Here is a 21,799-nt window from a genome sequence, read left to right as displayed (position 1 = left end):
TTACCGCCTATCAAAATCGGGGAGTCCAGCGGCCAGCCGTCCGAACGCCCGCCCGGCCGCGGCCACGGCGTCCTCCCGTACGTCCGCGAGCCGTTCCCCGGCCGCGATCCGCCGCCAGTTCTCCAGCGCGAGGACGCGCTGTACGGCGATGATCTGGGCCGCCGCCAGCCGGGCCTCCAGGTCGCCGCCGAGGGCGTCGGCGAGCGCGGCCTCGGAACGTTCCTGGTAGGCGTGGATCCGGGCGGCGAGGGCGGGGGTGCCGTAGAGCAGGCGGTGGAAGGCGAGCACCTCGGGGTCGTCGTTCAGCCCGGTCACCGGGTCGCACCGCTCCAGCCCCGCCAGGAAGTGCCGCCACAGTGCCGTCACCGGGTCCGGCCCCTCGGCCACCACCCGCGCGGCCTCGCCCTCGTGGTCGGCGATCCGGTAGAGGACCAGGTCCTCCTTGGCCGGGAAGTACCGGAACAGCGTCGGCTTGGAGACCTCGGCCGCGGCGGCCACCTCGGCGACCGACACCGCGTCGAAGCCCCGCTCCAGGAACAGCCGGACGGCGGTGTCGGACAGGACGCGGTACGTCCGCTGCTTCTTGCGCTCGCGCAGGCCGGGCTCGGTCATGGGGCGAGCGTACGCAGCCGTCGCCGCACATCCGTACTCAGGCGGCCCGCCGGCAGGCCGAGCGCGCCGGTGGCCACCGCCAGGGTGACGGCGTAGGAGTCGACGGCCCGGCGGACGTTGGGCGCGTCGAGCCCCTCTCCGGTGACGATGCGGTCGAGGTCGATGTACGCGGACCGCACCGCCTCCAGCCGGCGGTACGCCTTCCAGTCCTGGCGCCAGCCACGGGTGTGCCCGGACGGCAGGGAGCGTTCCCAGCGGCGGAACATCCGGGCGCGGATCTCCGGGCGGGCCGGGGTGAGGTGCAGGTGCCGGACCAGGTCGTAGAGGGGGTCGCCGACCACCGCCAGCTCCCAGTCGATGATGGTCAGCGCCGGCTCGTCGTCGCGGCGGACCAGGTTCCACGGGTTCAGGTCGCCGTGCAGGAGGGAGGGGCCGCGTTCGGTCACCGTCTGCCGGGACAGGATGTGCCGCAGCCGGTCGGCGTCGGGCAGGCCGAGCAGCCGGGCGTGGCGCCGGGACTCGGCGGGCAGTCCGGCGACGAGCGACGCGAGCCGCTCGACCAGCCGGCCGTGGAAGTCGTTCTGCCCGGCGACCGGGTCGAGCTGCCGGTAGTCCACGCGGGTCAGCGCGCGGAGCTGGTCGACGAGCCCGTCCGCCTCGTGCGGGAGGAGGCCGTGCACGGGGTGGCGGGGGGTCCGGTCGATGTCGTCCGGACCGACGTACGTGTGGATCGCGAACCGGTCCCGGGAGCCGCTCTCGCCCAGGGCCAGCACCCGGGGGGCCGCCACCTCCACGGACGCCTGCTCGATGGCCCGCAGCACGGAGTGCTCGCTGAGGAAGCTCCGCTCCCGGCGGCGGTCCACGGGGAGTTCGCGCCGGACCACCACGGGGGTGCCGGCGCCCGGCACCCGTACGACGGTGTTCAGGTGGCCGGTGCCCTTGAAGACCCGGTGCGCGGGGGCGGCGCCCTCCGCGCGCAGCGCCTGCTCCACGTACGCGTCGGGGAAGTCCGCCCGCTCGGGCACCCGCCGGTCCCGGCGCCAGCGGTGCGCGGGGGCGGGCGGGCGCCGTCCGCCCCCGTCCCGGGCCGCCCACCACCGGAAGAGCGCCCGCTCGATCTCGCCGCCGCCGGGCACCCGGGGCAGCCGGAGCGGCTCCGCCGCCGCGTCCAGGGCCCGCGCCACCGTCTCCGTCGCCGCCGCCAGCCGCTCCCCGCTGAACGACTCCTCCAGGGAGCGCGCGGCGCGGACGGTGTCCGGGTAGACCGACTGGGCGCGTTCGAAGGCGACGTAGTGCGGCAGGTCCCGGTCCAGCCCGTGCGCGGCCGCCGGCCGCACCGCCCGCACGGCCGCCGCCCACGCCTCGATCACCTCGGGCCACTGACCGGCCGGGTACCGCATCCGTACGAGGTGTGTCGCCAGGTCGTGCAGGGGGTCGCCGTAGCCCGCCGGCTCCCAGCCGACGCAGGTCGGGCGGGGGCCGTCCGGGCCGTCGGAGACGATCACGTTGGCGCGGTGCAGGTCGGTGTGGAGCAGGCCGAACGGGCGGCGCGTCAGGGAGGGCGTCCGCTCCCCCAGCCGCCGCAGGGCGTCCTCGGGCAGCCCGAGCGCCGTGAACAGCCCGCCGAAACCGGGCCAGTTGGCCTGCCGGATCTGTACGTCGGCGCAGTGGGCGAGGGTGCGCAGGAAGCCCTGGCCGTCCGTGTGGCCGCGGTGCCAGGGCGGCAGCGGCGGCAGCGCGGCACGGCGCACCAGGGCCAGCCGCGCGAGCCGATCGGCCAGCGCCTCGACGAGGACACGGTCGACGGGCTTGCCGTCCGGGCAGAGCTCCCCGAGGGCGACGCCCTCCACATGGGTATGGACCGTGCCGCCGTCCCACCGCGCCAGGCACTCCGGCACACCGGGCAGCACCTCCCGTACGGCCTTCAGGACGGCCGTCTCGTCCGACCAGGTCCGGATCACCACGGGCGGGGCACCGGCCCGCCGCACGCGCACGGTGACTCTCTCGCCGGGAGCGCGGCCGAGCAGCGCGGCCGCGCGGGGCGGCAGGAGCGTGACGTGGTCGCGGTGGTCGTGGCCCTGGCCGGACGTCCCCCGACCGACGGCCGACCGCACGAGGTCGCGCAGCGGACCGGGAGGGGAAGGCACGGGGGAAGGCACGACGAAAGGCACGACGAAAGGTACGGCGGGAGGTACGACCACTGGTCGCTCCGGTGCGAAAAGGGCTGGTGTGACGACGGTAGAGGCAATGCCGGGGCGGTGCAGGGCGGGGTGTCACCCGCACGGCCGCGACCAGTGGTGTGCCGGGGACCTTACCGCATCAGGATGTTCCCTCCGGGGCGGGACGGCCGCTCCCGGAGGGCGGCGCGAAGGGGCCCCGGGCGAGCAGCGCGGCCCGTACGTCCGACAGGTCCGTGACGACACACGGCTCGGCGGCGCCCGGGTCCACCAGGGCGGCGGCCGTCTCCTCGCTCCGGGCGTACCCGAGGAACGGGACCCCGGCGGCCCGCGCGGCCGCGAGGTCGGACGGCGAGTCGCCGATCATGAGGGCCTGGGACGGATCGGCGCCCATGACGGTCAGCGCCCGCAGCAGCGCGTGCGGGTGGGGCTTCATGAGGCCGAGGTCCCCGGTGCGGCCGTGGAAGGAGGAGAAGCAGCCGGTCAGCCCCCGGGTCTCCAGGTACGCCGCCGCCACCCGCGCCGAGTTGTTGGTGGTGACGGCCGAGACCGCGCCCAGGGCGGTCCACGTCCGGATGAGCGGATCGGCGTAGGGGGTGGGGCGGGCTCCCGGGACGGCCGCGAGTTCCTGCCGGGTCAGCCACTCCTCCAGTTCCCCGACCAGGTCGCTGCCGGGGTGCCGCTCGCTGACCCGCAGCAGTACGGCCTGCGGGTCGCGGTGGGCGCGTTCCCGCTCGGTCAGCGATCCGCCCAGCCCCCGGGCGTCGATCTCGGCCACCAGGTCACGGGCGATCACACCCGCCGGGTGCCCGGCGAACAGCCGGCAGATCGGCCCGTCCAGGTCCCACAGGACGTACCGGACGGGGGCCGTCAACTTCCGCAAGTACTCGGCCGACGCGGTCACCGGAGTGCTCTGCTGCGTATCAGAAGTCACTAGGAGAGTGTCAGGTCCGTCGTGATGGTTTCCCAGAGGGCGTCGAACCACTTCTGGGATTCCTCGACGAACGTCCCGTCCCGGTGGCCGTCCCGCTTCAGGAACGCGAACAGCAGGGATTCGAAGCCGAGGACGTCGTACATCTCCAGCGTCCGGCTCTGCCACTCCTCCTCACGCCTGGTCAGCATGTAGTAGCCGATCAGCGCCTCCTCCCCGTTGAGCAGGTACAGCTTCATCGGCGGGGTGAAGGGCAGCGCGCGGAAGGCGACGCTGACATCGACGCGCTGGGTGGACCGTACGGCGTTCAGGTTGTGCTGGAGGACCCGGGCCTGGGCGTCGCGCATCTGGAGCCACCGCTCGTGCACGGGATCGGCCCCGCCGGTGCTGTCACCGGCGGAGCTGTCGACCAGCACCGGGAAGGCGAGGTTGATGTTCCGGGACGGCAGCAGGACCCGGAAGGAGATGGACCGGGGGCGGATACGGCCCTCGTGGATCATGCGGAGCGGCTCGCTGAGGGCGAGCATCAGCGTCTCGGAGGTGTGGCAGACCACGTCGATCCGCACCTCCGGCTCCCCGAACGCCCGTGTCAGCCGCGGCGCCAGCGCCACCATCGTGGGCTGCGGCTCGCCGTGCGCCGGGGCCGGGACGGCGATCCGGGGCGGGCTGCCCTTGCTGACGTTGCTGAGCAGCCCGTCCTCCTGGAGCGACCGCAGCGCCTGCCGGACGGCGCCGCGCTCCACGCCGAACTCCTCGGACAGCTCCGCCTGCGTGGGCAGGCGGTCGCCCGCCTTGAGGTCACCGGCGCGGATCCGCTCCCGCAGGATGTCTGCGATCTCCTGGGGAGAGGGCCTTTCACTGCCGTCCACCGCAACGTTCTCCTGAGTCACGTCCGAAAACTACAACTGTGATCCATCTTAGGGGAGTTGCCGGGAAGTTGTTTATAGCTGACCGCCAAGTGGGACTAGATAGAAAGAGTTGGTCGCCAACTCGGCGAAGTTGGCAACGGACTTGTCACCTCCGCCCTGCCGAGGAGGAATCCCATGCCCGCCTTCTCCACCGTCGCCACCATCGCCACCGACGCCACCACCGCCTTCGTGATCGCCTTCGAGGAGTTCCTCCACTGGCGGTACGGCGCCACCGGCCTCCTCGGCCTGCTCCTGCTCACCGTGGGCATCACGTCCCGCAGGCCCTCGGTCAGCTCGGCCGGCGCCGTGGTGCTCGCCCTGCTGGTGTCACGTCCCGCCCTGTGAGGGCGGCGTCAGACCGTGAGCACCAGTTCCGAACTGATCGTCCCCCACAGCGCGTCGAACCAGCGGCGTGACTGCTCCACGAACCCGGCGTCCCGCGGACCGGCGCCCTGCTCGAACGCGAACAGCACCGACCTGGTGCCCTCGGTGTCGTACATCTCCACGCTCCCGTCGTCGGTCTCCTGCTGCCGCCGGCCGATCGTGTAGTAGGCGAAGAGCGCCTCCTCGCCGTTGAGCAGGTACAGCTTGACCGGCGGCGTGAAGGGCAGGGCGCGGAAGGTGACGCTCACGTCGATGCCGTACATGGAGCGCAGCGACAGCAGGTTGTGCCGCAGCACCTGCCCCTGGGCGTTGCGCTGGGCCAGCCACCGCTGGTGCACGGGGTCCTCGGGGTTGTTCCCGGGGTGCCCGGCGACCGCCACCGGGAACGCCAGGCTGATGTCGCGGGAGGGCAGCAGGACCCGCAGGTCGACCTTGGCCGGTTTCAGCCGCCCGGCGTGGATCTCGCGCAGCGGCTCCCCGATGGCGAGGGTGAGCGAGACCGAGGTCAGGCAGAGCGCGTCGATCCGCACGTGCGCGGTGTCGAAGGCGGCGGCGATCCGCGGCGCCAGGGCGACCGTGGTGGGCAGGGGCGCCGCCAGCGGCCCCGTCGCCGCCTTGCCGGAGTCGGGGGCGACGGTCGCGGGGCTGCCCTTGGAGACGTTGGTGAGCAGGTGCTCGGACTGGAGGATGCGCAGCGCCTGGCGGACCGCGCCGCGCTCCACGCCGAACTCGTCGGCCAACTGCGCCTGGGTGGGCATCCGCTGACCCGCCCGCAGCTCACCGGACCTGATCCGGGCGCGCAGCTCGTCGGCCACCTCGCGGTGGGTCCGCTGCGGCCGCTGTGACCTCTTCCGTCCATCGACGGTGGCGTGTTCCGGCTCCACGCACGAACCCTACAACTTCTCGCCATCTTCAGACAGTTCGAAAGAAGGTGGTTATGAGCCGCATCCAAGCGGAGATAAGTATGGAAGAGTTGGCAGCCAACTTGCACAACATGGTCCGACCTCACGGGGGTTGGCCAACAGGATGTCAGTGGGGACCATGTCCCGCGGGGGGACGTCCCGGAGGGGGGAACCATGCCGCTCGTCGCCATCGTCATCGCAGCGCTCGCCATCGGGTTCGAGCAGCTCGTCCAGTGGAAGTACGGGCCGATGGGCATCATCGCGTTCGTCGCGCTGTCCATCGGCATCAAGGCGAAGAACACCACGATCGGCGGCATCGGCGCGGTGATCCTCGTCATGCTGCTCGCCCAGTCGGGCTGAGCCCCGCGACGCGCCCGCCGTCCGGGCTCCCTTCCGGAGGGGAGCCGGGAGTCCGGACGGACCGGGCCGGCACCACCGCACGTCAACCACAACCACAACCACAACTGAAGAGCACGCTACGGATACGCACGACACAGCACAGCCCGGCAACACCGTGACGGTCACCGTCACCGCCACCGTCAGCGACCGGAAGGAGGCACCTCAGAACATGTCCGGGCACCAAGGCCGCCCGGCAGTACGCAGCAGGGCGTCGGCCACCAGGGCGGCGCCCGCTCGTTCTTCCCGGACCCGGCCCAGTGCCGCCAGCCGGACCGCCGACTCGTCGCCCAGCCACAGCCGGGCCAGGTCGCCCACGTCGAGGACCAGGTCAGCGCCCTCGGCCGTCGCCCGGCAGGTCGCCCGGCCCCCGGACGCCTCCAGCCGCCACCGCCCGCCGGCCGGCCCGTCCCCGTCCACCACGTCCAGCACCAGGGCGCCCTCACCGCCGTACGTCCGCGCCTCCAGCGCCCGTACGACGTCCAGGATCCGCACCCACAGCCAGTCGGCCTGGGTGGTGATCCGGGCGGCGCGCGGGTCGGGCAGGAAGTGCGGGAGCAGATCGTCGGGGGAGCGCCGGCCGCTCTTCACCGTCACCACCCAGTCGATCGAGCACAGGAAGTGCCACAGGGCGCGCTCGGCGGCCGGTGTCGTCCCGAGCAGCCAGTCCACGGTCGCCGTGTTCAGCGGCTGCTTGGCGTCGCCCCAGGTGCCGTCCGCGCGGTAGGCGGCCATGCCCTCGACCTCCCCGGACGCCGAACGGTGGACGGCGTAGTAGGGCTCGGTCCAGGACGCCTCGAAGCGCAGGTCACCGGTCCGCGCCCGCCACCACAGCTCGTCACGGCTGACCGCGCCCGGCTGTGCCCGGCGCAGCCGCTCGTGGAACCGGGGCCCGAGCGCGCGCACGTCCGCACCGTCCACCAGGTCGATCCGGCCGCCGTCCGCGGGACCGGCCCAGCGGGGGTCGAGGCCGGCCCGGGGCACGTCGACGGTCCACTCGGTCATCGTGGTGGCGGGGCCGAACCCGTACCGTCCGTAGATCGGGTACTCGGCCGCGATCAGCGTGGCGACCACGTCCCCGCGCTCCTTCGCCGCCGCCAGGTCCCGGGCCATCATGCGGGTCAGCAGGCCGCGCCGGCGATGGGTCGGGGTGACGGTGACGTGGGAGATCGCGTTCGCCGGTACGAAGGCGCCGCCGACGGCCGTGACCTCCTGCGCGAAGGAACGGAACGTCGCCACGCACCGCCCGGCGTCGAAGGCGCCCAGCAGCCGCCCCGGCACGAACTGCTCGCGCCGGGCGGCCGACTGCTCCTCGTCGGAGGTGGGCTCCCGCAGGAACCCGGTGTTCAAGGCCCGGTCCCAGTCCGGGAGTTCGGCTTCGGTGACGGGGCGTACGTCCATGGCGGCGCGGCTGCTCATGCGCTCACCGTAGGCCGGGCGCACGGCGGACGTCACGGCGTCTGCACCGCCCCGGCCGGGCCCGGCCGCCCCCGGCCGGCTCAGAACGCGGCGCGGATCTCCCCCACCTCGCGGCCCCCGCCGAGCAGCGGTGACCGTCCGATCCGCTCCCGTACCGGCGCGTCCACGCCGAGCAGGGTCAGCGCGCGGGCCAGTACCGGGCCGAGCGCCCGGGTCGCCCCGTCCTCGATCTTGAAGGCGAGGGCGCGGCCGTCGGGCAGGGCCACCGCCTGGACCGCCTCGGCGCCCATCTTGGACAAGGTGCCCGGCACCTCCCGCATCAGCCAGGTGTCGGCGCGGCGGGTGCCGGCGACGTACTCGGGGTGGGCCCGCATGGCGTCGGCGACCCGGCGTTCGGCCGAGCCCGGCGCGGCGAGGACGAAGGAGCGGAAGGCGCGGGCCAGCCCGGTCAGCGAGATCGCCATCAGCGGCGCACCGCACCCGTCGGTGCCGACGGCGTCGACGGGTTCCCCGGCGGCCTCCTCGACCACCTCGTGGATGAGCCGCTGGAGCGGGTGGCCGGGGTCCAGGTAGCTCTCCAGCGGCCAGCCGCGCCGGGCGCAGACGGCGAGCATGGCGGTGTGCTTGCCGGAGCAGTTCATGGTCAGCCGGTCCGGTACGGCGCCCGAGGCCAGGTACGCGTCCCGCTCCTCGGGGTCGAGCGGCAGGTCGGGCGGGCACTGGAGCTGAGCCGCGTCCAGTCCGTACTCGGCGAGCAGCGTCCGTACGAGATCCAGGTGAAACGATTCCCCGGAGTGGCTCGCGGCGGCCAGCGCCAGCCGCTCCCCCGCCAGCTCCAGCCCCGCGCGCAGCACGCCGGCGGCCTGCATCGGCTTGTTGGCGGAGCGCGGGAAGACGGGGGCGGCCGGGTCGCCGAGCGCCAGGTCGACCGCCCCGTCCGCGCCCAGCACCACCAGGCTGCCGCGATGCCGGCCCTCGACGAACCCGGACCGCACGACCTCGGCGAGGACGGGCGGCACGGCGGGTCCAGGCCCGGCCCCGGCCCCGGACCGGGGCTCGGACGGGGACGGGGACGGGGACCCGGACGTGGGCTGCTGGGGCGCGGGCATCGGCGGTCGCCTTCCGACAGGGGACCCGCCGGACGGTCGGCCGAGCCGTCGGCCCGGGGTCACCGGGCCGGCCCGTCACGCCAGCAGGTCGTCTACTTGTGCTTCCCCTTCACGGTACCGGCGCGCGATCTCGGCGCTGCAGCCGTCCGCCGTGCGCTGGAGCCGCTGGCGCCGCCGGGACACCTGCTGCTCGTAGCCCACCAGCCGCCCCATCGCCGCCGTCAGCTCCGGATCGGTGCGCGCCCGGAGGTCCGACAGCTCGACCTCGCCCAGCATCTCGGCGGCCAGTTGCCGGTACTCCTCGCTGCGCGGCGTGCCCAGCGTCACATGCCGGGCCGAGGAGCGGTGCCGGGCCGGACCGTCCGTCAGGATCTCCGACAGCCGCTCCACCACCGACTGCTCCCGGGCCACCACGGAGGCGGGCCCGCGCCGGGCCAGTTCGGCCCGCAGGATGTCGATCCGCCCCTGCAACAGCCGTCGTACATAACTCAGGTCTGCCTCCTCCCGCTGGGCTTCCCTGCGCAGCGTGCGCAGCTCGGGCAGACTCAGTACGGTCAGGTCGTTCTTCCCCGTCGCCCCCTGTGCCGTTGTCCGCGCCGCCTCCGGCGCGGTCTGTGTGTTCCCCCCGGGCGGTGTGCTCGCGGGCGGATCCGCGGGCAGCTCCGGGCTGTCCGTGCGCTGCACGGGCGGCCGGATCCTGTCTGTGCCGACCGCATAGGTCAACGAGACAGTCCTCGACGGCTGCCCGGTACTCGGTGTGCTCATGTGCCTCAACCGTCCCCTCGACCGGCGTCTGGGAGCATCGTGCCACCCCGTCCGGCCGCTATGTGACCGAGTGCCCCCGATCGGCCCCAGATGGGGGGTTCGGGGACGAAAAGAAACCCGTACGGGGCCGCCCGCCGGCGCCCGGGGGGCGCACGGCATCATGGCCGCATGCGAGCGGTGGTACAGAGGGCGGACGGCGCGAGCGTCGTCGTGGACGGCGAGACGGTGGGCGCGTTCGAGGGCGAGGGCCTGTGCGTCCTGGTCGGGGTCACCCACGGCGACACCGCGGAGAAGGCCGCGCAACTGGCCCGCAAGCTCTGGTCGGTCCGGATGCTGGCGGACGAGAAGTCCTGCAGCGACATCGACGCACCGCTCCTCGTGATCAGCCAGTTCACTCTTTACGGCGACGCCCGCAAGGGACGCCGCCCCACCTGGAACGCCGCCGCCCCCGGCGACGTCGCCGAACCCCTCGTCGACGAGGTGGTCGCCCGGCTGCGCGCACTGGGCGCGACCGTGGCGACGGGCCGCTTCGGCGCGCACATGCGGGTGACGCTGACGAACGACGGCCCGTTCACCGTACTGCTGGAGATCTGACCGTTCAGGGCGCTACGACGGTCTCCTGGGCCGCCGCCGTGTCCCCGGCCACCAGCCGCGCGTCCACCGGCACGTTCCGCTTGACCAGGGCGAGGGCGACCGGGCCCAGCTCGTGGTGGCGTACGGAGGTGGTGATGAAGCCGATCTTCCGCCCCTCCGCTCCCTCGTCCGCGAGCCGGATCTCCGTCCCCGCCACCGGCAGATGCACCTCGCTGCCGTCCAGGTGCAGGAAGACCAGCCGGCGCGGGGGCTTGCCCAGGTTCTGCACCCGGGCCACGGTCTCCTGCCCCCGGTAGCAGCCCTTCTGCAGATGGACCGCGCTGCCGATCCAGCCCAGCTCGTGCGGGATGGTGCGGTGGTCGGTCTCGAAACCGAGCCGGGGCCGGTGCTGCTCGACCCGCAGCGCCTCGTACGCCAGCAGCCCGGCCGGCGGCCCGGCCTGCGCGGCGTACGCCTCCAGTTCGTCGCGCGGCAGGAAGAGATCACGCCCGTACGGCGTCTCCCGTACGGCGACGCCCTCGGGGACGGGGGCGATGGACCCGGCGGGCAGGTGCACGACCGCGATGTCCTCGGTGCGGTCGGCGACCTCGACCCGGTAGAAGAACTTCATCGACTCCAGGTAGGCGACCAGCGCCTCGCGGGTGCCGGGCTCGACGTGCGCCCAGACCGTCTCCCCGTCGTCGACCAGGTACAGGGCGTGCTCGATGTGTCCGTTGGCGGAGAGGATCAGCGCCTCGGTGGCCTGGCCGGCCGGCAGGTCGCTGACGTGCTGGGTGAGCAGCAGGTGCAGCCAGCTCAACCGGTCGTCGCCGGTGACGGTGACGACGCCGCGGTGGGAGAGGTCGACGAAACCGGTGCCGTCGGCAAGGGCACGCTGCTCGCGGAACAGGTCGCCGTAGTGGGCGGCGACGCCTTCGTCCACCCCCTCGGCGGGTACGGCGCCGGGCAGGGACAGCAGGGGGCTCTTCATGGTTCCAGCCTACGACCGGACCACGGCCGCTCTACGACTCGGTAGTTGAACCCTTGAGCGAACAGTCCTCGCACCGGCCGAAGATCGCGAAGTGCTTCATGTCGGTGTCGAACCCGAACTGCTCGCGCAGCTTGTCGGTGAACTCGGCGGCCACCGACAGGTCGGCCTCGATGACGTTGGCGCAGTCCCGGCAGACCAGGTGGATGTGGTGGTGCCGGTCGGCCAGGTGATAGGTCGGCGCCCCGTGCCCGAGGTGGGCGTGGCTGACCAGGCCCAGCTCCTCCAGCAGCTCCAGCGTCCGGTAGACCGTGGAGATGTTGACCCCCGACGCGGTCTTGCGCACTTCGCCGAGGATGTCGTCGGGGGTCGCGTGCTCCAGGGTGTCCACGGCCTCCAGCACCAGTTGCCGCTGCGGGGTCAGCCGGTAACCGCGCTGCCTCAGGTCGCTCTTCCAGTCGGTGCTCACCACACCCCTGAGTCTAGGACTACTTGAAGAAAGCGATCCCGTCGTCCGGCATGTCGTCGGGGAGGGCCTTGGCCCAGCGTTCGACGTCCTCCGGGGTGACGACCTTCTTCAGGTGGGCGGACATGTAGGGGCGCAGTTCGACCTCGGGGGTCTGCTTCTCGCCGACCCACATCAGGTCGCTCTTGACGTAGCCGTACAGGCGCTTGCCGCCGGTGTACGGCTGGGAGGCGGCGGTGCGGGCCACCGCGTCCGTCACCAGGTCGATCTGCGGCTTCTGGGTGGCCATCTCGCCGTACCAGATCTCGATGACGCCGTCGTCGCGGGTCATCGTCACCTCGACCTTGCGGTCGGCGTCGATGCGCCAGAAGCCGTGCTCGGACTCCAGGGGGCGGACCTTGTTGCCGTCGTTGTCGAGCACCCAGGTGTGGGAGGCGTACTCCAGGAAGTCACGTCCGTCGTGGGTGAAGGTGACCTCCTGACCGAAGTTGCACTTCTCCGCGCCGGGGAAGTCGTGCACGCCCGCGCCGGCCCAGTTGCCGAGCAGGAAGGCGAGCGGGACGAGGTCCTTGTGCAGGTCGGACGGGATCTCGATCATGAGCGGAACTTACTTCCTGACGTGCTTCCTGGCGTGGGGGTCAGCGCTGGCCCTGGAACAGCTTCTTCACGGTCAGTCCGGCGAAGGCGAGAACGCCGACGCAGACCAGGACCAGCAGGGCTTCGAAGAAGATCTCCACGGGGTGCTCCTTGAGCGGGGGTGCGGTGGTGTGCACAGGGCCGGGGCCCAGCTTACGCGGCCGGGGCCCGGCCCTGTCGGGTGAGGTGCGTCCTGCCGGATCAGGCGAGCAGCCGGCTCTGGAGGGCGACGGTCTGCTGGAAGGGGACGGCGGGCGCGGTGCCCTCGCGGGACTGCACGACCAGGGCGAGGACGTCACCGGCGGTGAGGTAGCCCTGCCGGACGTGTTCGGCGCCGTAGGGCTCGGCCTCGGTGTACACCATGCGGGTGACATCGGTGGCCGTGGCCTTCTCCGGGAAGTCCTCGTCCCAGACGGACACGCCGGCGCCGCGCAGGGTGTGGGCGGGGCTGCCGACCTTGGCGATGTCGTTGCCGCCCAGCTCGTCCACGACGGCCGCGGTGCCGAACCGGAGCAGGTAGATCCGGGTGCGGGTGCCGTCGTCGGTGGTCCAGCCGCGGGCGGCGATGTGCCGCAGGCCGTGGTCGGTGAGCTGCCGGCGCAGCTCGTCCCGGTCGTCCTCGGCGTACTCCGCCAGCAGGTCCTTCGTCGCCAGCCAGCCGTCGTCGCCGCGCAGCGCCTTGTCCTCCGTCGCCCCCTCGGGCGCGGGCAGCACCAGCTCGCGCAGGTCCGCGTAGTGGGCACCGGCCGGGTTGGTCTCGGCGAACGGCCCGGGGCTGCCCTCGGGCAGCGGCGGCGCGGTGAGCTCGGGGTAGGCCCAGCGGCCGTCCGACGCGGTGGCCAGCCCCGGTACGTCGGTCCGCTCCAGGCTGCTGATCCCGTACGCCGTCCCGGCCCCGGCCACCGCGAAGACGGCCACGGCGGCCGTCCAGCGCAGGGCGGCGCGCAGGAAGCGGCGGTCCTTCGGGGGCGGTGGGGTGTCGGGGGTCTGTCCGACGGGGGGCCGCTGCCGCGTCGGTTCCGGCTGCTGCGTCGGTGCCGTCTGTCCGGTCTCTGCCGTTCGCTCGGTCACACCGCCTCCCCGGGCTCGGCTATGCGGTCGAGCTGCTCGGTCAGCAGCGCGGCGACACCGTCGGAGTCGAACGGCTTCACGCCCTCGGCCGTGACGGTGACCAGGACGTCGCCCCGGTACGCGGAACAGAACATCAGGTCGAGATCCTCGTCGGAGTCGGCCGGCGGCAGGAAGCACCGGGCGTCGGTGTGGCCCTTGATCCGCGGGCCCTCGCGGAAGATGTCCAGGGACGCGAAGAAGTCGTTCTGGACCGTCGACATGTCCCGCACCGCCGCCCGGCTCTCCATCTGCGCCAGCACGATGCCGGTCGTGACGGAGCCCTTCCCGCCCTCGTCGAAGGCCGGCGTGCGGACGTAGCTGCGCATCGCCATGCCGGCCACGGGTCGGCGGTCGATCTCCTTCTCCAGCCGGCGGCGCTCCGAGCGGGGCAGTCCGCGCAGCGACTCCTTGCGCAGGGCGGTCGCCTGGGCGCCGCTGAGCACGGTGTCGGAGCCGAACTCCCCGAGGTCGGGGCCGCGCGTCCAGCCGTCGGTCCGGTACGGCACGAGGGTGGCGGCCAGCCCGGTGGCCTCGGCCTCCTCCTCGTCCGCGGCGGCCTGCGCGGACGCCCACACGGGCGCACCGGCGTCCCGGTCGGCCCCGTCGACGACGACACCGGTGTACCCGACGCCCCCGACGACGGCGGCCGCCAGCAGCAGGCACCCGGCCACGGCGGCGATCCGGCGCCGGCGGGCGGGCTCGCGGGGGCCGGCTGCGGCGGGGGCCGGCGCGGGTGCCTCAGCGGTCGCGCCGGGGTCGGCCGGGACGGGAGCCGTCTCGGCCTCGGCGGAGGCCGGGAGGTCCGCTGCGGGTCCTTCCGGGGCGGCGGCGGAGGGCGTGCCGGGCGCCGCGGCGGACCGGTCCTCGCGGTGGTCGTCCTCGCGGTGGTCGTCCTCGCGGTGGTCGTCGGTCACAGCCGCTCCATCTGCCGGTCGGCCAGGTCGGTGATCGTCTTCTTCTCGATCGATTCGGCGCTGTAGATCCAGATCTCCACGGCGATGTCACCCCGCCAGGCGTGCGCCTCCGCGCTGTACAGCGAGACGCCCGCCTCGCTGTCGGGCACGTTGTGGACGTACGCCCGCCCGTCCCCCGTACCGGCGATCGGCCAGCTGTCGGTGTCCCCCTGCTCGGCCCAGTACTGGGCCTCCTCACCGGCCTCGGCGGCGGCGACGTACTCCTCCTGCCGGAACTGGATCAGCCGGACCTCGACCGTGCCGTCGTCCGTCTCCCAGCCGGTGACGGCCGCCCGGCGGAACTCCTGTTCGACCAGGGTCTCGAAGGCGCCGTCCGGCCGATTGAAGCCGGCGGAGTAGGCGGCCAGGTCCAGCCAGCCGTCGTAGCCGGCCAGCCACTCGGCCTCCCGGGTCCCGCCGGGCCTCTTCACCAGCAGCTCACGGAGGTCGCCGTCGGTCCGCACCTGGCGGTCCCGCGCGGCCGGCAGCGGCTCGGGCCCGTCGCCCTCGCCCCGCGCGAGCGCGGCCTGCGACAGCGCGGGCAGCCGCGTCGGTTCCCGGCCGGCCTGGACGAGGTAGCCGCCGCAGGTGCCGGCGATCACGCCGAGCACGGCGGCGGTGCCGATCAGCAGGGCGGTACGCCCCTTCCGCCGGGGCCGTACCGACTCCGCTCTGTCTTCTGGTTCTGCTTGTTCTTCCAAGATGTCCCCCACAGGACGTGAAGCGCGCGTTCCGCGAGCGCGCACAGGAGACTCATGGCTGCCACCAGGGGTTGCGGGGGGCGTTGATTACGATTCGGCCATGGCGAAGAAGCTCGTGATCAAGGTGACCGCGGGGGCCGATGCCCCCGAACGCTGCTCACAGGCGTTCACGGTGGCGGCGGTGGCCGTGGCCAGCGGCGTGGACGTCTCGATGTGGCTGACCGGCGAGTCCTCCTGGTTCGCCCTGCCGGGCCGCGCCGCCGAGTTCGAACTCCCGCACGCGGCCCCGCTGCCCGACCTGATCGACTCCCTGCTGAGCGGCGGCCGGCTCACCCTGTGCACCCAGTGCGCGGCGCGGCGCGGCATCACCGAGGAGGACGTCATCGAGGGCGTCCGCATCGCCGGCGCCCAGGTCTTCGTCCAGGAGGCCCTGGCCGACGGCACCCAGGCGCTCGTCTACTGAGCCGCCCGGGGCGAGTGGGCCGGCCGGTCCCGCTGATCCAGCGTCGTCCCCCGCTGGGTCAGCGCCGTCGCTTCCTGCCGTCCAGTTCGTCCCACCACTCGTCCGACTCCGGGTCGCCGGACGGGTCGTCCCACCAGCGGTCCTCGGGGCCGCGGCGGTTGGCGACGATCGCCGCGAACGGCGGGATGACCATGGCGACCACGCACATGCCGACGGCCGCCGGGACGGACCAGATCCGGACGACGCCCCAGGCCAGCACGAAGAGCGCGACGCAGGTGCCCATCAGGGCGAAGTACACGTGCCGCCGCCGTGCGTACATGTACTCCAGGGTAGGTCCGGACACGCCGGAGGGCCGCGCCCCGGGCGTCCAACCCGTGGGGCGCGGCCCTCGGCCGTCACACATGCCGTCACGCATGCCGTCAGACGGCGATCGCGACCTCCGCCAGACCGCCCTGCTGGGCGACCACCGTGCGGTCGGCCGTGCCGCCCGGGACCAGGGCGCGGACGGTCCAGGTGCCCTCGGCCGCGTAGAAGCGGAACTGGCCCGTCGCGGAGGTCGGCACCTCCGCCGTGAATTCGCCGGTGGCGTCCAGCAGACGGACGTAGCCCGTCACCGGCTCGCCGTCACGGGTCACCTGACCCTGGATGGTGGTCTCACCGGGCTTGATCGTCGAGGCGTCCGGGCCGCCGGCCTTCGCTCCACACATGTCCTAGTCCTTAAGGTCGCGGGTCGTCGCGGGTCGTCGCGTAGCGGCGATTACTTGGCGGCGCCGAGCTCGATCGGCACGCCGACCAGGGAGCCGTACTCGGTCCAGGAGCCGTCGTAGTTCTTGACGTTCTCCACGCCCAGCAGCTCGTGCAGCACGAACCAGGTCAGGGCCGAGCGCTCGCCGATACGGCAGTAGGCGATGGTGTCCTTGGCCAGGTCGACCTGCTCGTCGGTGTAGAGCTGCTTGAGCTCCTCGTCCGACTTGAAGGTGCCGTCGTCGTTGGCGTTCTTCGACCACGGGATGTTGCGCGCGGACGGGACGTGCCCCGGACGCTGCGACTGCTCCTGCGGGAGGTGGGCCGGGGCGAGCAGCTTGCCGGAGAACTCGTCGGGCGAGCGGACGTCGACCAGGTTCTGCGCGCCGATCGCCTTGACGACGTCGTCGCGGAAGGCGCGGATGGAGGTGTCCTGCGGCTTGGCCTTGTAGTTCGTGGCGGCCCGCTCGGGGACCTCCTCGACCAGCTCGCGGGCGTCCAGTTCCCACTTCTTGCGGCCGCCGTCGAGCAGCTTGACGTTCTCGTGGCCGTAGAGCTTGAAGTACCAGTAGGCGTAGGACGCGAACCAGTTGTTGTTGCCGCCGTAGAGGATCACCAGCGTGTCGTTGGCGATGCCCTTCGCCGACAGGAGCTTCTCGAAGCCCTCCTGGTCGATGAAGTCACGGCGGACCGGGTCCTGGAGGTCCTTGGTCCAGTCGATCCGGATCGCGTTCTTGATGTGGTTCTTGTCGTACGCGGACGTGTCCTCGTCCACCTCGACGATCGCGATGTTCTCGTCGTCCAGGTGGTCCTGCAGCCAGTCGGCGTCGACCAGGACGTCACTGCGGCTCATGTTCTCTCCTCCGGGGCAGTTGCGGCGGGGCGTGCGAGTGCGGTGGGTGCGCGCACGGCGCACCGGTGCCCTGGAACAGGGCAGGCGGCAGACGCGGAAGGCAGGCTTCCGCTCAGAACGGGCGACAGAGCATGGCGGCAACGCGGCACAGGTCCACTGCCCGCCGCTTGGTGAGATCCGCCTGTTGCTTCATGGTGTCCGATCGTAAGGACGACCCGGCGGGCGTGTCACCGTCGTGTCGGATGATGAGACAGGATCGTCCGCGATGTGGGACACGAGACGGGGTTCGGGGCCCGGTGCGCTGCCGGGCGGACGCGATCGTCTCACCTGACGGACAGACCACGTCCGTCCTGGGTGGCGGACGGAACGCGGCACCGGCCGCGGACGGGGCGGCGGACCGGGCACGGACGAGGTGGCGGACCGGGCACGGACCGGGCCGGACGGGGGGCCGCCGAGCGGTTCGTCCGTCCGCATCCGCGCCCGGGATCCGTCCTACCCGGCCAGCTTGACGTTCGAACCCGTCACCGAGATCTCGACGCCGTCCTTCGCCGCCTCGACCTTGTCCAGCTTGATGCCGCCGGGCAGTTCGTCGATCACCTGCTGGAAGTCGGTGATCTGCCGGATCTGTGAGTCGGACAGGTCGACCTGCCCGAACGACGGCAGGTCGTCGGCGGTCACGCCGACCTTGTCGCCCTCGACCGTCACGGAGCTGAGCACGTGGATCGGCTCGGGCAGCTTGGTGCCGAGCACCGTCGCCTCCACGGCGACGTCGATCTTGCCGTTGCCGCCGTCCGAGAGGCCGACGATGCCGGCGGTGACGCCGGAGGTGATCTGTACGGGCTCGGACCCCGCGGCCTTCAGCAGCTCGTCGTAGGAGACGGTGGCCGTGCCGGACGCGGTGGCCGCGGTGGCGGAGCTGTAGTCGCCGGAGAACTCGACGCCCTTCATCCGCGCCCTCAGGTCGTCGATCCGGATCTGCTCCGTGCCGCCGCCGGCGGTCGCCGCGTACTCGTCCATGGTGACCTCGACGTCGTCCAGTTCACCGCCCGCGACCTGGGTGAGGAAGGGGAAGCCGTTGATCGACACGTCCGGGGTGGCGGTCAGGTCCTCCTGGGCCTTCAGCCGGTCCGCCACCTCGCCCTCCGCGAAGGTCACCGCGAGCCGGTCCGCGGCCACGAACAGCCCGCCCAGGACCACGACGACGATCAGCAGTATTCGCAGTGCGCGCATTTCTTCCCACCCCAGCGGACTTCACGGTCGAGGGCCACCGTAGCCGTCCCCGGCCGACCCCGGACAATCCGTCGATCATCTGTGACAGTGACGGCCCGTGCCGCGGTCAGCCCAGCACCCGCCCGAGCGCCCACACGGCCGGCGCCGCCGCGCTCAGCGGCAGGGCCACACCCGCGGTGAAGTGCACGAACCGGGACGGATAGTCGTAGCTCGCCACCCGGTGGCCGACCAGCGCGCACACCGCCGCGCCCGCCCCGAGCAGCGCCCCCGACGAGCCGAGGTCCGTGACCCCGCCCGCCGCGAATCCGGCACCGGCCGCGGCGAGCAGCGCCACGGCCACCGACACCGGCGTCGGCAGCGGCAGGGCGCGGACCAGGGCGGCGACCGCCACCGCGAGCGCGCCGGCCGTCACCGCGTCCGCGTCGGCCGCGAGCCAGCCGCCCGCCACGATCGCCAGCGCCGAGGCGACGACGGTGGCCGTCAGGCCGTACATCCGCTCGTCCGGATCGGCGTGCGACCGCAGGTGCAGGACGAGGGAGAGGAGCACCCACACCCCGATCGTGCCGAGCAGGGCCGCCGGGGAGCGGTCGGAGACCAGCAGTGCCGCGTCCGCGACCAGCGCGCCGAGGAAGCCCAGCGCGATGCCCTGCCGGGCCGGCCACATGCCGTTCAGCCGGAACCAGCCCGCCGCGGTGACCGCTTGGAGCACGACCAGCGGCACGAGCACGGCATAGCTGCCGACCGCCGCGGCGCCGGCCAGCAGCAGCCCCAGCAGCGCGGTGAGCGCGGCCGGCTGCCCGCCGGGCTCGATGATCGGCGAACGGCCCTCGGCGCGGGCCCGCTGGGCATCGGTGATCCGGGCGTTCCCGGCGATGGTGGCGGGGCCGTACCCGGTGTCCGGGGCGGCGGACTCCGGGGCGGCGGACACCGGGGCGGGGGGCGGCTCGTACGGCTGGGGCTGCGGCCGGGGTTCCGGCTGCGGCTGCGGCCGCGGCGTGTACGTCTGCGCCGGGTACTGCTGAGGCTGGCCGTACTGCTGCTGTCCGTACTGCTGCTGGTCGTGCTGCTGCCCGTACTGCTGCCCGTACTGCTGCTGGGGCTGCTGATACGGCTGCTGGTACTGCTGCGGAGCCTGCTGGTACTGCTGCTGCGGCAGGTACGCCGTCTCCTCCGCCGGCGCTGCGGGCACCGGCGGCTGCACGGACGTCTCCCAGGTCTGCCCCTGCCACTGCTGCGTGTACTGCTCGGCCTCGCGCGGGTCGTCGTACCCCTGCGCGGGACCCTGCCACGGCCGCGGCTCGTGTCTGTCGTACGGCTGGTTCGTCATCGGTCGGTCGTCACCCTCCTGCGAACGGCGGGAGCACCTCGACCGTGCCGCCGTCGGCCAGCCGTACCGTCTCATGTCCGCGCGTGCCCACGGGATCGCCGTCGACGAGGAAGGAGCAGCGCAGCAGCACGCGCGCCAGTTCGGAGCCGGAACCGGAGCCGGCGTGCCGCGCGCGTACGGCGTCGAGCGCCTCGGCGAGCGTGTCCGCCTCGTACGGCTCCTCGGCCACCCCGGCGGCGGCCTTCGCGGCGGCCCAGTAGCGCACCGTGACCTTTGCCATCTAAATCCTTCTGAATCCTGTGTCTACGGGCTGTGGACACCGCCAGGCTAGCCCGCCCGGTCGAGGGCCCAGTCCCCGATACGGCACAGGAGTTCGGCCGTGGCGGCGTGCTCGGCGTGGCCCATGCCGGGCTCCAGCCACAGTTCGCCGTGGTCACCGGCGGCCTCGGCCAGCATCCGGGGGTGGTCGAGGGGGAAGTAGCCGTCGCTGTCGCCGTGCACGATCAGCAGCGGCGTCGGCGCGATCCCCGGCACCGCGTCGGCCGGGGAGAGCGGCACCGGGTCCCAGTCCCGGTCGTGGATGCGGGTGCGCAGGGCGTAGCGGCCGACGAGCCGGCCCTCGGGGCGCAGCACCAGCCAGTGCAGGCGCCGCATGGGGGCGGTGCCCCGGTAGTACCAGCGGGCCGGAGAGCTGACCGAGACCACCGCGTCGACGCCGCCGTGCAGGGCCGCGTGCCGCAGTACCACCGAGCCGCCCAGGGAGAAGCCGACGGTCACCACGCGCGCGTGCCCGAGGCTCCGGGCCCGGTCGACCGCCGCGGCCAGGTCGAGGACCTCGCGGTCGCCGACCGTGGAGCGCCCGCCGGACGCCCCGTGGCCGCGGAAGGAGAACCTGGCGACAGCCCCGTACCGGGTGAATGCGGCGGCGATCCGGCGCAGGTGCGGACGGTTCGCGTCGCCCGTGAAGCCGTGGGCGACGACGAACACGAGATCACGGGAGGGTGGCCGGGGGCTTTCGTATACAAGTCGCGGCGGGTCGTATACGAAATCGATTCGCACCCCGTCGGACGTGCGCAAATACTCCCGGAGGGGCCGCCGACGAGCCGTCTCGGAATGCGGACGAAAGGTGGAACGTGCCACATGACCTGCCGGACCGTCGCTCATGTCGGCTATTGTGCTGGGCAGAGGACTCGGGCAGTGAAGCCCCCGGGTCCTTTTGTGCTTTCGGAAGCGTTGTATACGAGGCGGGAAACCGCAGGTGTACGGAGCCCCGGGATCGCAGAGCAAAGACGCAAACGTCCTCGCAGGGACCGAGGAGGAACCCGACGTATGAGTTCTCTGCTGCTCCTGACCAACGCCCTCCAGCCGTCGACGGAGGTGCTGCCCGCCCTCGGACTGCTGCTGCACAACGTGCGCGTGGCCCCCGCGGAGGGCCCCGCCCTGGTGGACACCCCCGGGGCCGACGTGATCCTGATCGACGGCCGCCGTGACCTGCCGCAGGTGCGCAGCCTGTGCCAGCTGCTGCGTTCCACCGGCCCCGGCTGTCCGCTGGTCCTGGTCGTCACCGAGGGCGGTCTCGCCGCCGTCACGGCCGACTGGGGCATCGACGACGTACTCCTGGACACCGCCGGACCGGCCGAGGTCGAGGCCCGGCTGCGCCTGGCGATGGGCCGCCAGCAGATCGTCGCCGACGACTCCCCGATGGAGATCCGCAACGGCGACCTGTCGGTCGACGAGGCGACGTACTCCGCCAAGCTCAAGGGCCGGGTGCTGGACCTGACCTTCAAGGAGTTCGAGCTGCTGAAGTACCTCGCGCAGCACCCGGGCCGGGTCTTCACCCGCGCCCAGCTCCTCCAGGAGGTCTGGGGCTACGACTACTTCGGCGGCACCCGCACGGTCGACGTGCACGTACGGCGGCTGCGCGCCAAGCTCGGCCCCGAGCACGAGTCGCTGATCGGCACCGTGCGCAACGTCGGCTACCGCTTCGTGACGCCCGAGAAGCCCGAGAAGCCGGCCCGCGCGGCGGAGGAAGCCGAGTCCGGGCGGGCGGCGGCGGACAGCGCGGCCGGGGCGGAGAGCGCCGCCGAGGTCGGCGAGGGCGCGACCACGGTCTGAAACGCCCTGCCCCTGGACTGGTCCATCCGCGTAGACT

At 72.9% G+C, this 21,799-nt stretch carries 27 protein-coding genes; 5 read left to right on the top strand and 22 right to left on the bottom strand.

The annotated features are described in order from the left end of the window. The 4 genes from ACZ3IG_RS31020 to ACZ3IG_RS31005 all read right to left on the bottom strand — a co-directional run bounded on the left by ACZ3IG_RS31020 (position 1) and on the right by ACZ3IG_RS31005 (position 4,589). On the bottom strand, positions 1–612 hold the full coding sequence (locus ACZ3IG_RS31020) for a TetR family transcriptional regulator (RefSeq protein ID WP_467436209.1): 612 nt from the start codon (positions 610–612) through the stop codon (positions 1–3). Continuing rightward, complete coding sequence (locus ACZ3IG_RS31015) at positions 609–2,759, bottom strand: phosphotransferase family protein (RefSeq protein ID WP_467436207.1); 2,151 nt, start codon at positions 2,757–2,759, stop codon at positions 609–611. Before ACZ3IG_RS31015 ends, ACZ3IG_RS31020 begins: the two co-directional genes overlap by 4 nt. A 172-nt stretch (positions 2,760–2,931) precedes the next feature. Beyond that, positions 2,932–3,723 carry an HAD family hydrolase gene (locus ACZ3IG_RS31010; protein ID WP_467436206.1) on the bottom strand — a complete coding sequence of 264 codons (792 nt, stop codon included), beginning with the start codon at positions 3,721–3,723 and terminating at the stop codon, positions 2,932–2,934. Beyond that, positions 3,723–4,589 (bottom strand): winged helix-turn-helix domain-containing protein, encoded by an 867-nt coding sequence (locus tag ACZ3IG_RS31005; protein WP_467436205.1) that lies wholly within the window; start codon positions 4,587–4,589, stop codon positions 3,723–3,725. Before ACZ3IG_RS31005 ends, ACZ3IG_RS31010 begins: the two co-directional genes overlap by 1 nt. A 174-nt stretch (positions 4,590–4,763) precedes the next feature. On the opposite strand from ACZ3IG_RS31005, the gene ACZ3IG_RS31000 reads away from it, so the two are divergent. Further along, positions 4,764–4,973 (top strand): hypothetical protein, encoded by a 210-nt coding sequence (locus ACZ3IG_RS31000; protein WP_467436203.1) that lies wholly within the window; start codon positions 4,764–4,766, stop codon positions 4,971–4,973. A gap of 8 nt (positions 4,974–4,981) precedes the next feature. Here ACZ3IG_RS31000 and ACZ3IG_RS30995 read toward each other — a convergent pair whose 3' ends face one another. After that, entirely contained in the window at positions 4,982–5,896 is a 915-nt protein-coding gene (locus tag ACZ3IG_RS30995; RefSeq protein ID WP_467436202.1) for a FadR/GntR family transcriptional regulator, read from the bottom strand. A 192-nt stretch (positions 5,897–6,088) separates the two neighbouring features. On the opposite strand from ACZ3IG_RS30995, the gene ACZ3IG_RS30990 reads away from it, so the two are divergent. After that, positions 6,089–6,274 carry a hypothetical protein gene (locus ACZ3IG_RS30990; RefSeq protein WP_467436201.1) on the top strand — a complete coding sequence of 62 codons (186 nt, stop codon included), beginning with the start codon at positions 6,089–6,091 and terminating at the stop codon, positions 6,272–6,274. Between the two features lie 201 nt (positions 6,275–6,475). Here ACZ3IG_RS30990 and ACZ3IG_RS30985 read toward each other — a convergent pair whose 3' ends face one another. The 3 genes from ACZ3IG_RS30985 to ACZ3IG_RS30975 all read right to left on the bottom strand — a co-directional run bounded on the left by ACZ3IG_RS30985 (position 6,476) and on the right by ACZ3IG_RS30975 (position 9,603). After that, positions 6,476–7,729, bottom strand: coding sequence for a GNAT family N-acetyltransferase (locus ACZ3IG_RS30985; RefSeq protein WP_467436199.1), 1,254 nt, complete (start codon positions 7,727–7,729; stop codon positions 6,476–6,478). Between the two features lie 80 nt (positions 7,730–7,809). Next, positions 7,810–8,838, bottom strand: a complete 1,029-nt coding sequence (locus tag ACZ3IG_RS30980; protein WP_467436198.1) for an asparaginase — start codon at positions 8,836–8,838, stop codon at positions 7,810–7,812. Positions 8,839–8,913: 75 nt separating this feature from the next. Then, complete coding sequence (locus tag ACZ3IG_RS30975; protein WP_467436196.1) at positions 8,914–9,603, bottom strand: RsiG family protein; 690 nt, start codon at positions 9,601–9,603, stop codon at positions 8,914–8,916. 168 nt (positions 9,604–9,771) lie between these two features. Here ACZ3IG_RS30975 and dtd point away from each other — a divergent pair, with 168 nt between their 5' ends. Further along, positions 9,772–10,197 (top strand): D-aminoacyl-tRNA deacylase, encoded by a 426-nt coding sequence (dtd, locus tag ACZ3IG_RS30970; RefSeq protein WP_467436195.1) that lies wholly within the window; start codon positions 9,772–9,774, stop codon positions 10,195–10,197. A gap of 4 nt (positions 10,198–10,201) precedes the next feature. On the opposite strand, the gene ygfZ is transcribed toward dtd, so the two are convergent. From ygfZ to ACZ3IG_RS30935, 7 genes are all read right to left on the bottom strand, one after another. Continuing rightward, positions 10,202–11,167 carry a CAF17-like 4Fe-4S cluster assembly/insertion protein YgfZ gene (gene ygfZ / locus ACZ3IG_RS30965; protein ID WP_467436194.1) on the bottom strand — a complete coding sequence of 322 codons (966 nt, stop codon included), beginning with the start codon at positions 11,165–11,167 and terminating at the stop codon, positions 10,202–10,204. 31 nt (positions 11,168–11,198) lie between these two features. Next, the gene (locus ACZ3IG_RS30960; RefSeq protein WP_467436193.1) at positions 11,199–11,636 is read right to left on the bottom strand and encodes a Fur family transcriptional regulator; all 438 of its coding nucleotides are present in this window, start codon (positions 11,634–11,636) and stop codon (positions 11,199–11,201) included. A 16-nt stretch (positions 11,637–11,652) separates the two neighbouring features. Next, entirely contained in the window at positions 11,653–12,228 is a 576-nt protein-coding gene (locus ACZ3IG_RS30955) for a heme-binding beta-barrel domain-containing protein (protein ID WP_467436192.1), read from the bottom strand. Positions 12,229–12,268: 40 nt separating this feature from the next. Next, a complete protein-coding gene (locus ACZ3IG_RS30950; RefSeq protein ID WP_285442785.1) occupies positions 12,269–12,403 on the bottom strand; it encodes a hypothetical protein in 135 nt (44 codons plus the stop codon). Positions 12,404–12,467: 64 nt separating this feature from the next. Further along, complete coding sequence (locus ACZ3IG_RS30945; RefSeq protein WP_467436191.1) at positions 12,468–13,337, bottom strand: hypothetical protein; 870 nt, start codon at positions 13,335–13,337, stop codon at positions 12,468–12,470. Next, on the bottom strand, positions 13,334–14,290 hold the full coding sequence (locus tag ACZ3IG_RS30940; protein WP_467436189.1) for a hypothetical protein: 957 nt from the start codon (positions 14,288–14,290) through the stop codon (positions 13,334–13,336). Before ACZ3IG_RS30940 ends, ACZ3IG_RS30945 begins: the two co-directional genes overlap by 4 nt. Next, positions 14,287–15,030, bottom strand: a complete 744-nt coding sequence (locus tag ACZ3IG_RS30935; RefSeq protein WP_467436188.1) for a hypothetical protein — start codon at positions 15,028–15,030, stop codon at positions 14,287–14,289. The genes ACZ3IG_RS30940 and ACZ3IG_RS30935 overlap by 4 nt, the downstream gene beginning before the upstream one ends. A gap of 100 nt (positions 15,031–15,130) precedes the next feature. Between ACZ3IG_RS30935 and ACZ3IG_RS30930 the strand changes: the two genes are divergently transcribed. Beyond that, complete coding sequence (locus ACZ3IG_RS30930; protein ID WP_467436187.1) at positions 15,131–15,493, top strand: DsrE family protein; 363 nt, start codon at positions 15,131–15,133, stop codon at positions 15,491–15,493. 58 nt (positions 15,494–15,551) lie between these two features. On the opposite strand, the gene ACZ3IG_RS30925 is transcribed toward ACZ3IG_RS30930, so the two are convergent. From ACZ3IG_RS30925 to ACZ3IG_RS30895, 7 genes are all read right to left on the bottom strand, one after another. Continuing rightward, the gene (locus ACZ3IG_RS30925; protein WP_467436185.1) at positions 15,552–15,812 is read right to left on the bottom strand and encodes a DUF3099 domain-containing protein; all 261 of its coding nucleotides are present in this window, start codon (positions 15,810–15,812) and stop codon (positions 15,552–15,554) included. Between the two features lie 100 nt (positions 15,813–15,912). Next, positions 15,913–16,200: a DUF1416 domain-containing protein gene (locus ACZ3IG_RS30920; protein ID WP_030187974.1), complete on the bottom strand. Its 288-nt coding sequence runs from the start codon at positions 16,198–16,200 to the stop codon at positions 15,913–15,915. Positions 16,201–16,250: 50 nt separating this feature from the next. Next, the gene (locus ACZ3IG_RS30915; protein WP_467436184.1) at positions 16,251–17,090 is read right to left on the bottom strand and encodes a sulfurtransferase; all 840 of its coding nucleotides are present in this window, start codon (positions 17,088–17,090) and stop codon (positions 16,251–16,253) included. Positions 17,091–17,582: 492 nt separating this feature from the next. Further along, positions 17,583–18,320: an LmeA family phospholipid-binding protein gene (locus ACZ3IG_RS30910; protein ID WP_467436182.1), complete on the bottom strand. Its 738-nt coding sequence runs from the start codon at positions 18,318–18,320 to the stop codon at positions 17,583–17,585. Between the two features lie 106 nt (positions 18,321–18,426). After that, positions 18,427–19,647 carry a hypothetical protein gene (locus ACZ3IG_RS30905; RefSeq protein ID WP_467436181.1) on the bottom strand — a complete coding sequence of 407 codons (1,221 nt, stop codon included), beginning with the start codon at positions 19,645–19,647 and terminating at the stop codon, positions 18,427–18,429. A 10-nt stretch (positions 19,648–19,657) separates the two neighbouring features. Beyond that, positions 19,658–19,927, bottom strand: a complete 270-nt coding sequence (locus ACZ3IG_RS30900; protein ID WP_467436180.1) for a MoaD/ThiS family protein — start codon at positions 19,925–19,927, stop codon at positions 19,658–19,660. A gap of 47 nt (positions 19,928–19,974) precedes the next feature. Beyond that, on the bottom strand, positions 19,975–20,811 hold the full coding sequence (locus tag ACZ3IG_RS30895; RefSeq protein ID WP_467436179.1) for an alpha/beta hydrolase: 837 nt from the start codon (positions 20,809–20,811) through the stop codon (positions 19,975–19,977). Positions 20,812–20,976: 165 nt separating this feature from the next. On the opposite strand from ACZ3IG_RS30895, the gene ACZ3IG_RS30890 reads away from it, so the two are divergent. Beyond that, on the top strand, positions 20,977–21,762 hold the full coding sequence (locus tag ACZ3IG_RS30890; protein ID WP_467436178.1) for a response regulator transcription factor: 786 nt from the start codon (positions 20,977–20,979) through the stop codon (positions 21,760–21,762). The last annotated feature ends 37 nt before the right edge of the window (positions 21,763–21,799 follow it).

It is taken from the genome of Streptomyces sp. NPDC016677, from assembly GCF_055562815.1.
Note: the sequence above shows the minus strand (reverse complement) of the source record. Positions and strands in the feature narration are given on the sequence as shown.

Excerpts from the sequence above, each read along its gene's own strand:
- ACZ3IG_RS31020 (WP_467436209.1), bottom strand. The coding sequence starts at position 612 with ATGACCGAGCCCGGCCTGCGCGAGCGCAAGAAGCAGCGGACGTACCGC.
- ACZ3IG_RS31000 (WP_467436203.1), top strand. The coding sequence starts at position 4,764 with ATGCCCGCCTTCTCCACCGTCGCCACCATCGCCACCGACGCCACCACC.
- ACZ3IG_RS30990 (WP_467436201.1), top strand. The coding sequence starts at position 6,089 with ATGCCGCTCGTCGCCATCGTCATCGCAGCGCTCGCCATCGGGTTCGAG.
- ACZ3IG_RS30985 (WP_467436199.1), bottom strand. The coding sequence starts at position 7,729 with ATGAGCAGCCGCGCCGCCATGGACGTACGCCCCGTCACCGAAGCCGAA.
- ACZ3IG_RS30980 (WP_467436198.1), bottom strand. The coding sequence starts at position 8,838 with ATGCCCGCGCCCCAGCAGCCCACGTCCGGGTCCCCGTCCCCGTCCCCG.
- ACZ3IG_RS30975 (WP_467436196.1), bottom strand. The coding sequence starts at position 9,603 with ATGAGCACACCGAGTACCGGGCAGCCGTCGAGGACTGTCTCGTTGACC.
- dtd (WP_467436195.1), top strand. The coding sequence starts at position 9,772 with ATGCGAGCGGTGGTACAGAGGGCGGACGGCGCGAGCGTCGTCGTGGAC.
- ygfZ (WP_467436194.1), bottom strand. The coding sequence starts at position 11,167 with ATGAAGAGCCCCCTGCTGTCCCTGCCCGGCGCCGTACCCGCCGAGGGG.
- ACZ3IG_RS30955 (WP_467436192.1), bottom strand. The coding sequence starts at position 12,228 with ATGATCGAGATCCCGTCCGACCTGCACAAGGACCTCGTCCCGCTCGCC.
- ACZ3IG_RS30930 (WP_467436187.1), top strand. The coding sequence starts at position 15,131 with ATGGCGAAGAAGCTCGTGATCAAGGTGACCGCGGGGGCCGATGCCCCC.
- ACZ3IG_RS30925 (WP_467436185.1), bottom strand. The coding sequence starts at position 15,812 with ATGTACGCACGGCGGCGGCACGTGTACTTCGCCCTGATGGGCACCTGC.
- ACZ3IG_RS30920 (WP_030187974.1), bottom strand. The coding sequence starts at position 16,200 with ATGTGTGGAGCGAAGGCCGGCGGCCCGGACGCCTCGACGATCAAGCCC.
- ACZ3IG_RS30915 (WP_467436184.1), bottom strand. The coding sequence starts at position 17,090 with ATGAGCCGCAGTGACGTCCTGGTCGACGCCGACTGGCTGCAGGACCAC.
- ACZ3IG_RS30910 (WP_467436182.1), bottom strand. The coding sequence starts at position 18,320 with ATGCGCGCACTGCGAATACTGCTGATCGTCGTCGTGGTCCTGGGCGGG.
- ACZ3IG_RS30905 (WP_467436181.1), bottom strand. The coding sequence starts at position 19,647 with ATGACGAACCAGCCGTACGACAGACACGAGCCGCGGCCGTGGCAGGGT.
- ACZ3IG_RS30900 (WP_467436180.1), bottom strand. The coding sequence starts at position 19,927 with ATGGCAAAGGTCACGGTGCGCTACTGGGCCGCCGCGAAGGCCGCCGCC.
- ACZ3IG_RS30895 (WP_467436179.1), bottom strand. The coding sequence starts at position 20,811 with ATGAGCGACGGTCCGGCAGGTCATGTGGCACGTTCCACCTTTCGTCCG.
- ACZ3IG_RS30890 (WP_467436178.1), top strand. The coding sequence starts at position 20,977 with ATGAGTTCTCTGCTGCTCCTGACCAACGCCCTCCAGCCGTCGACGGAG.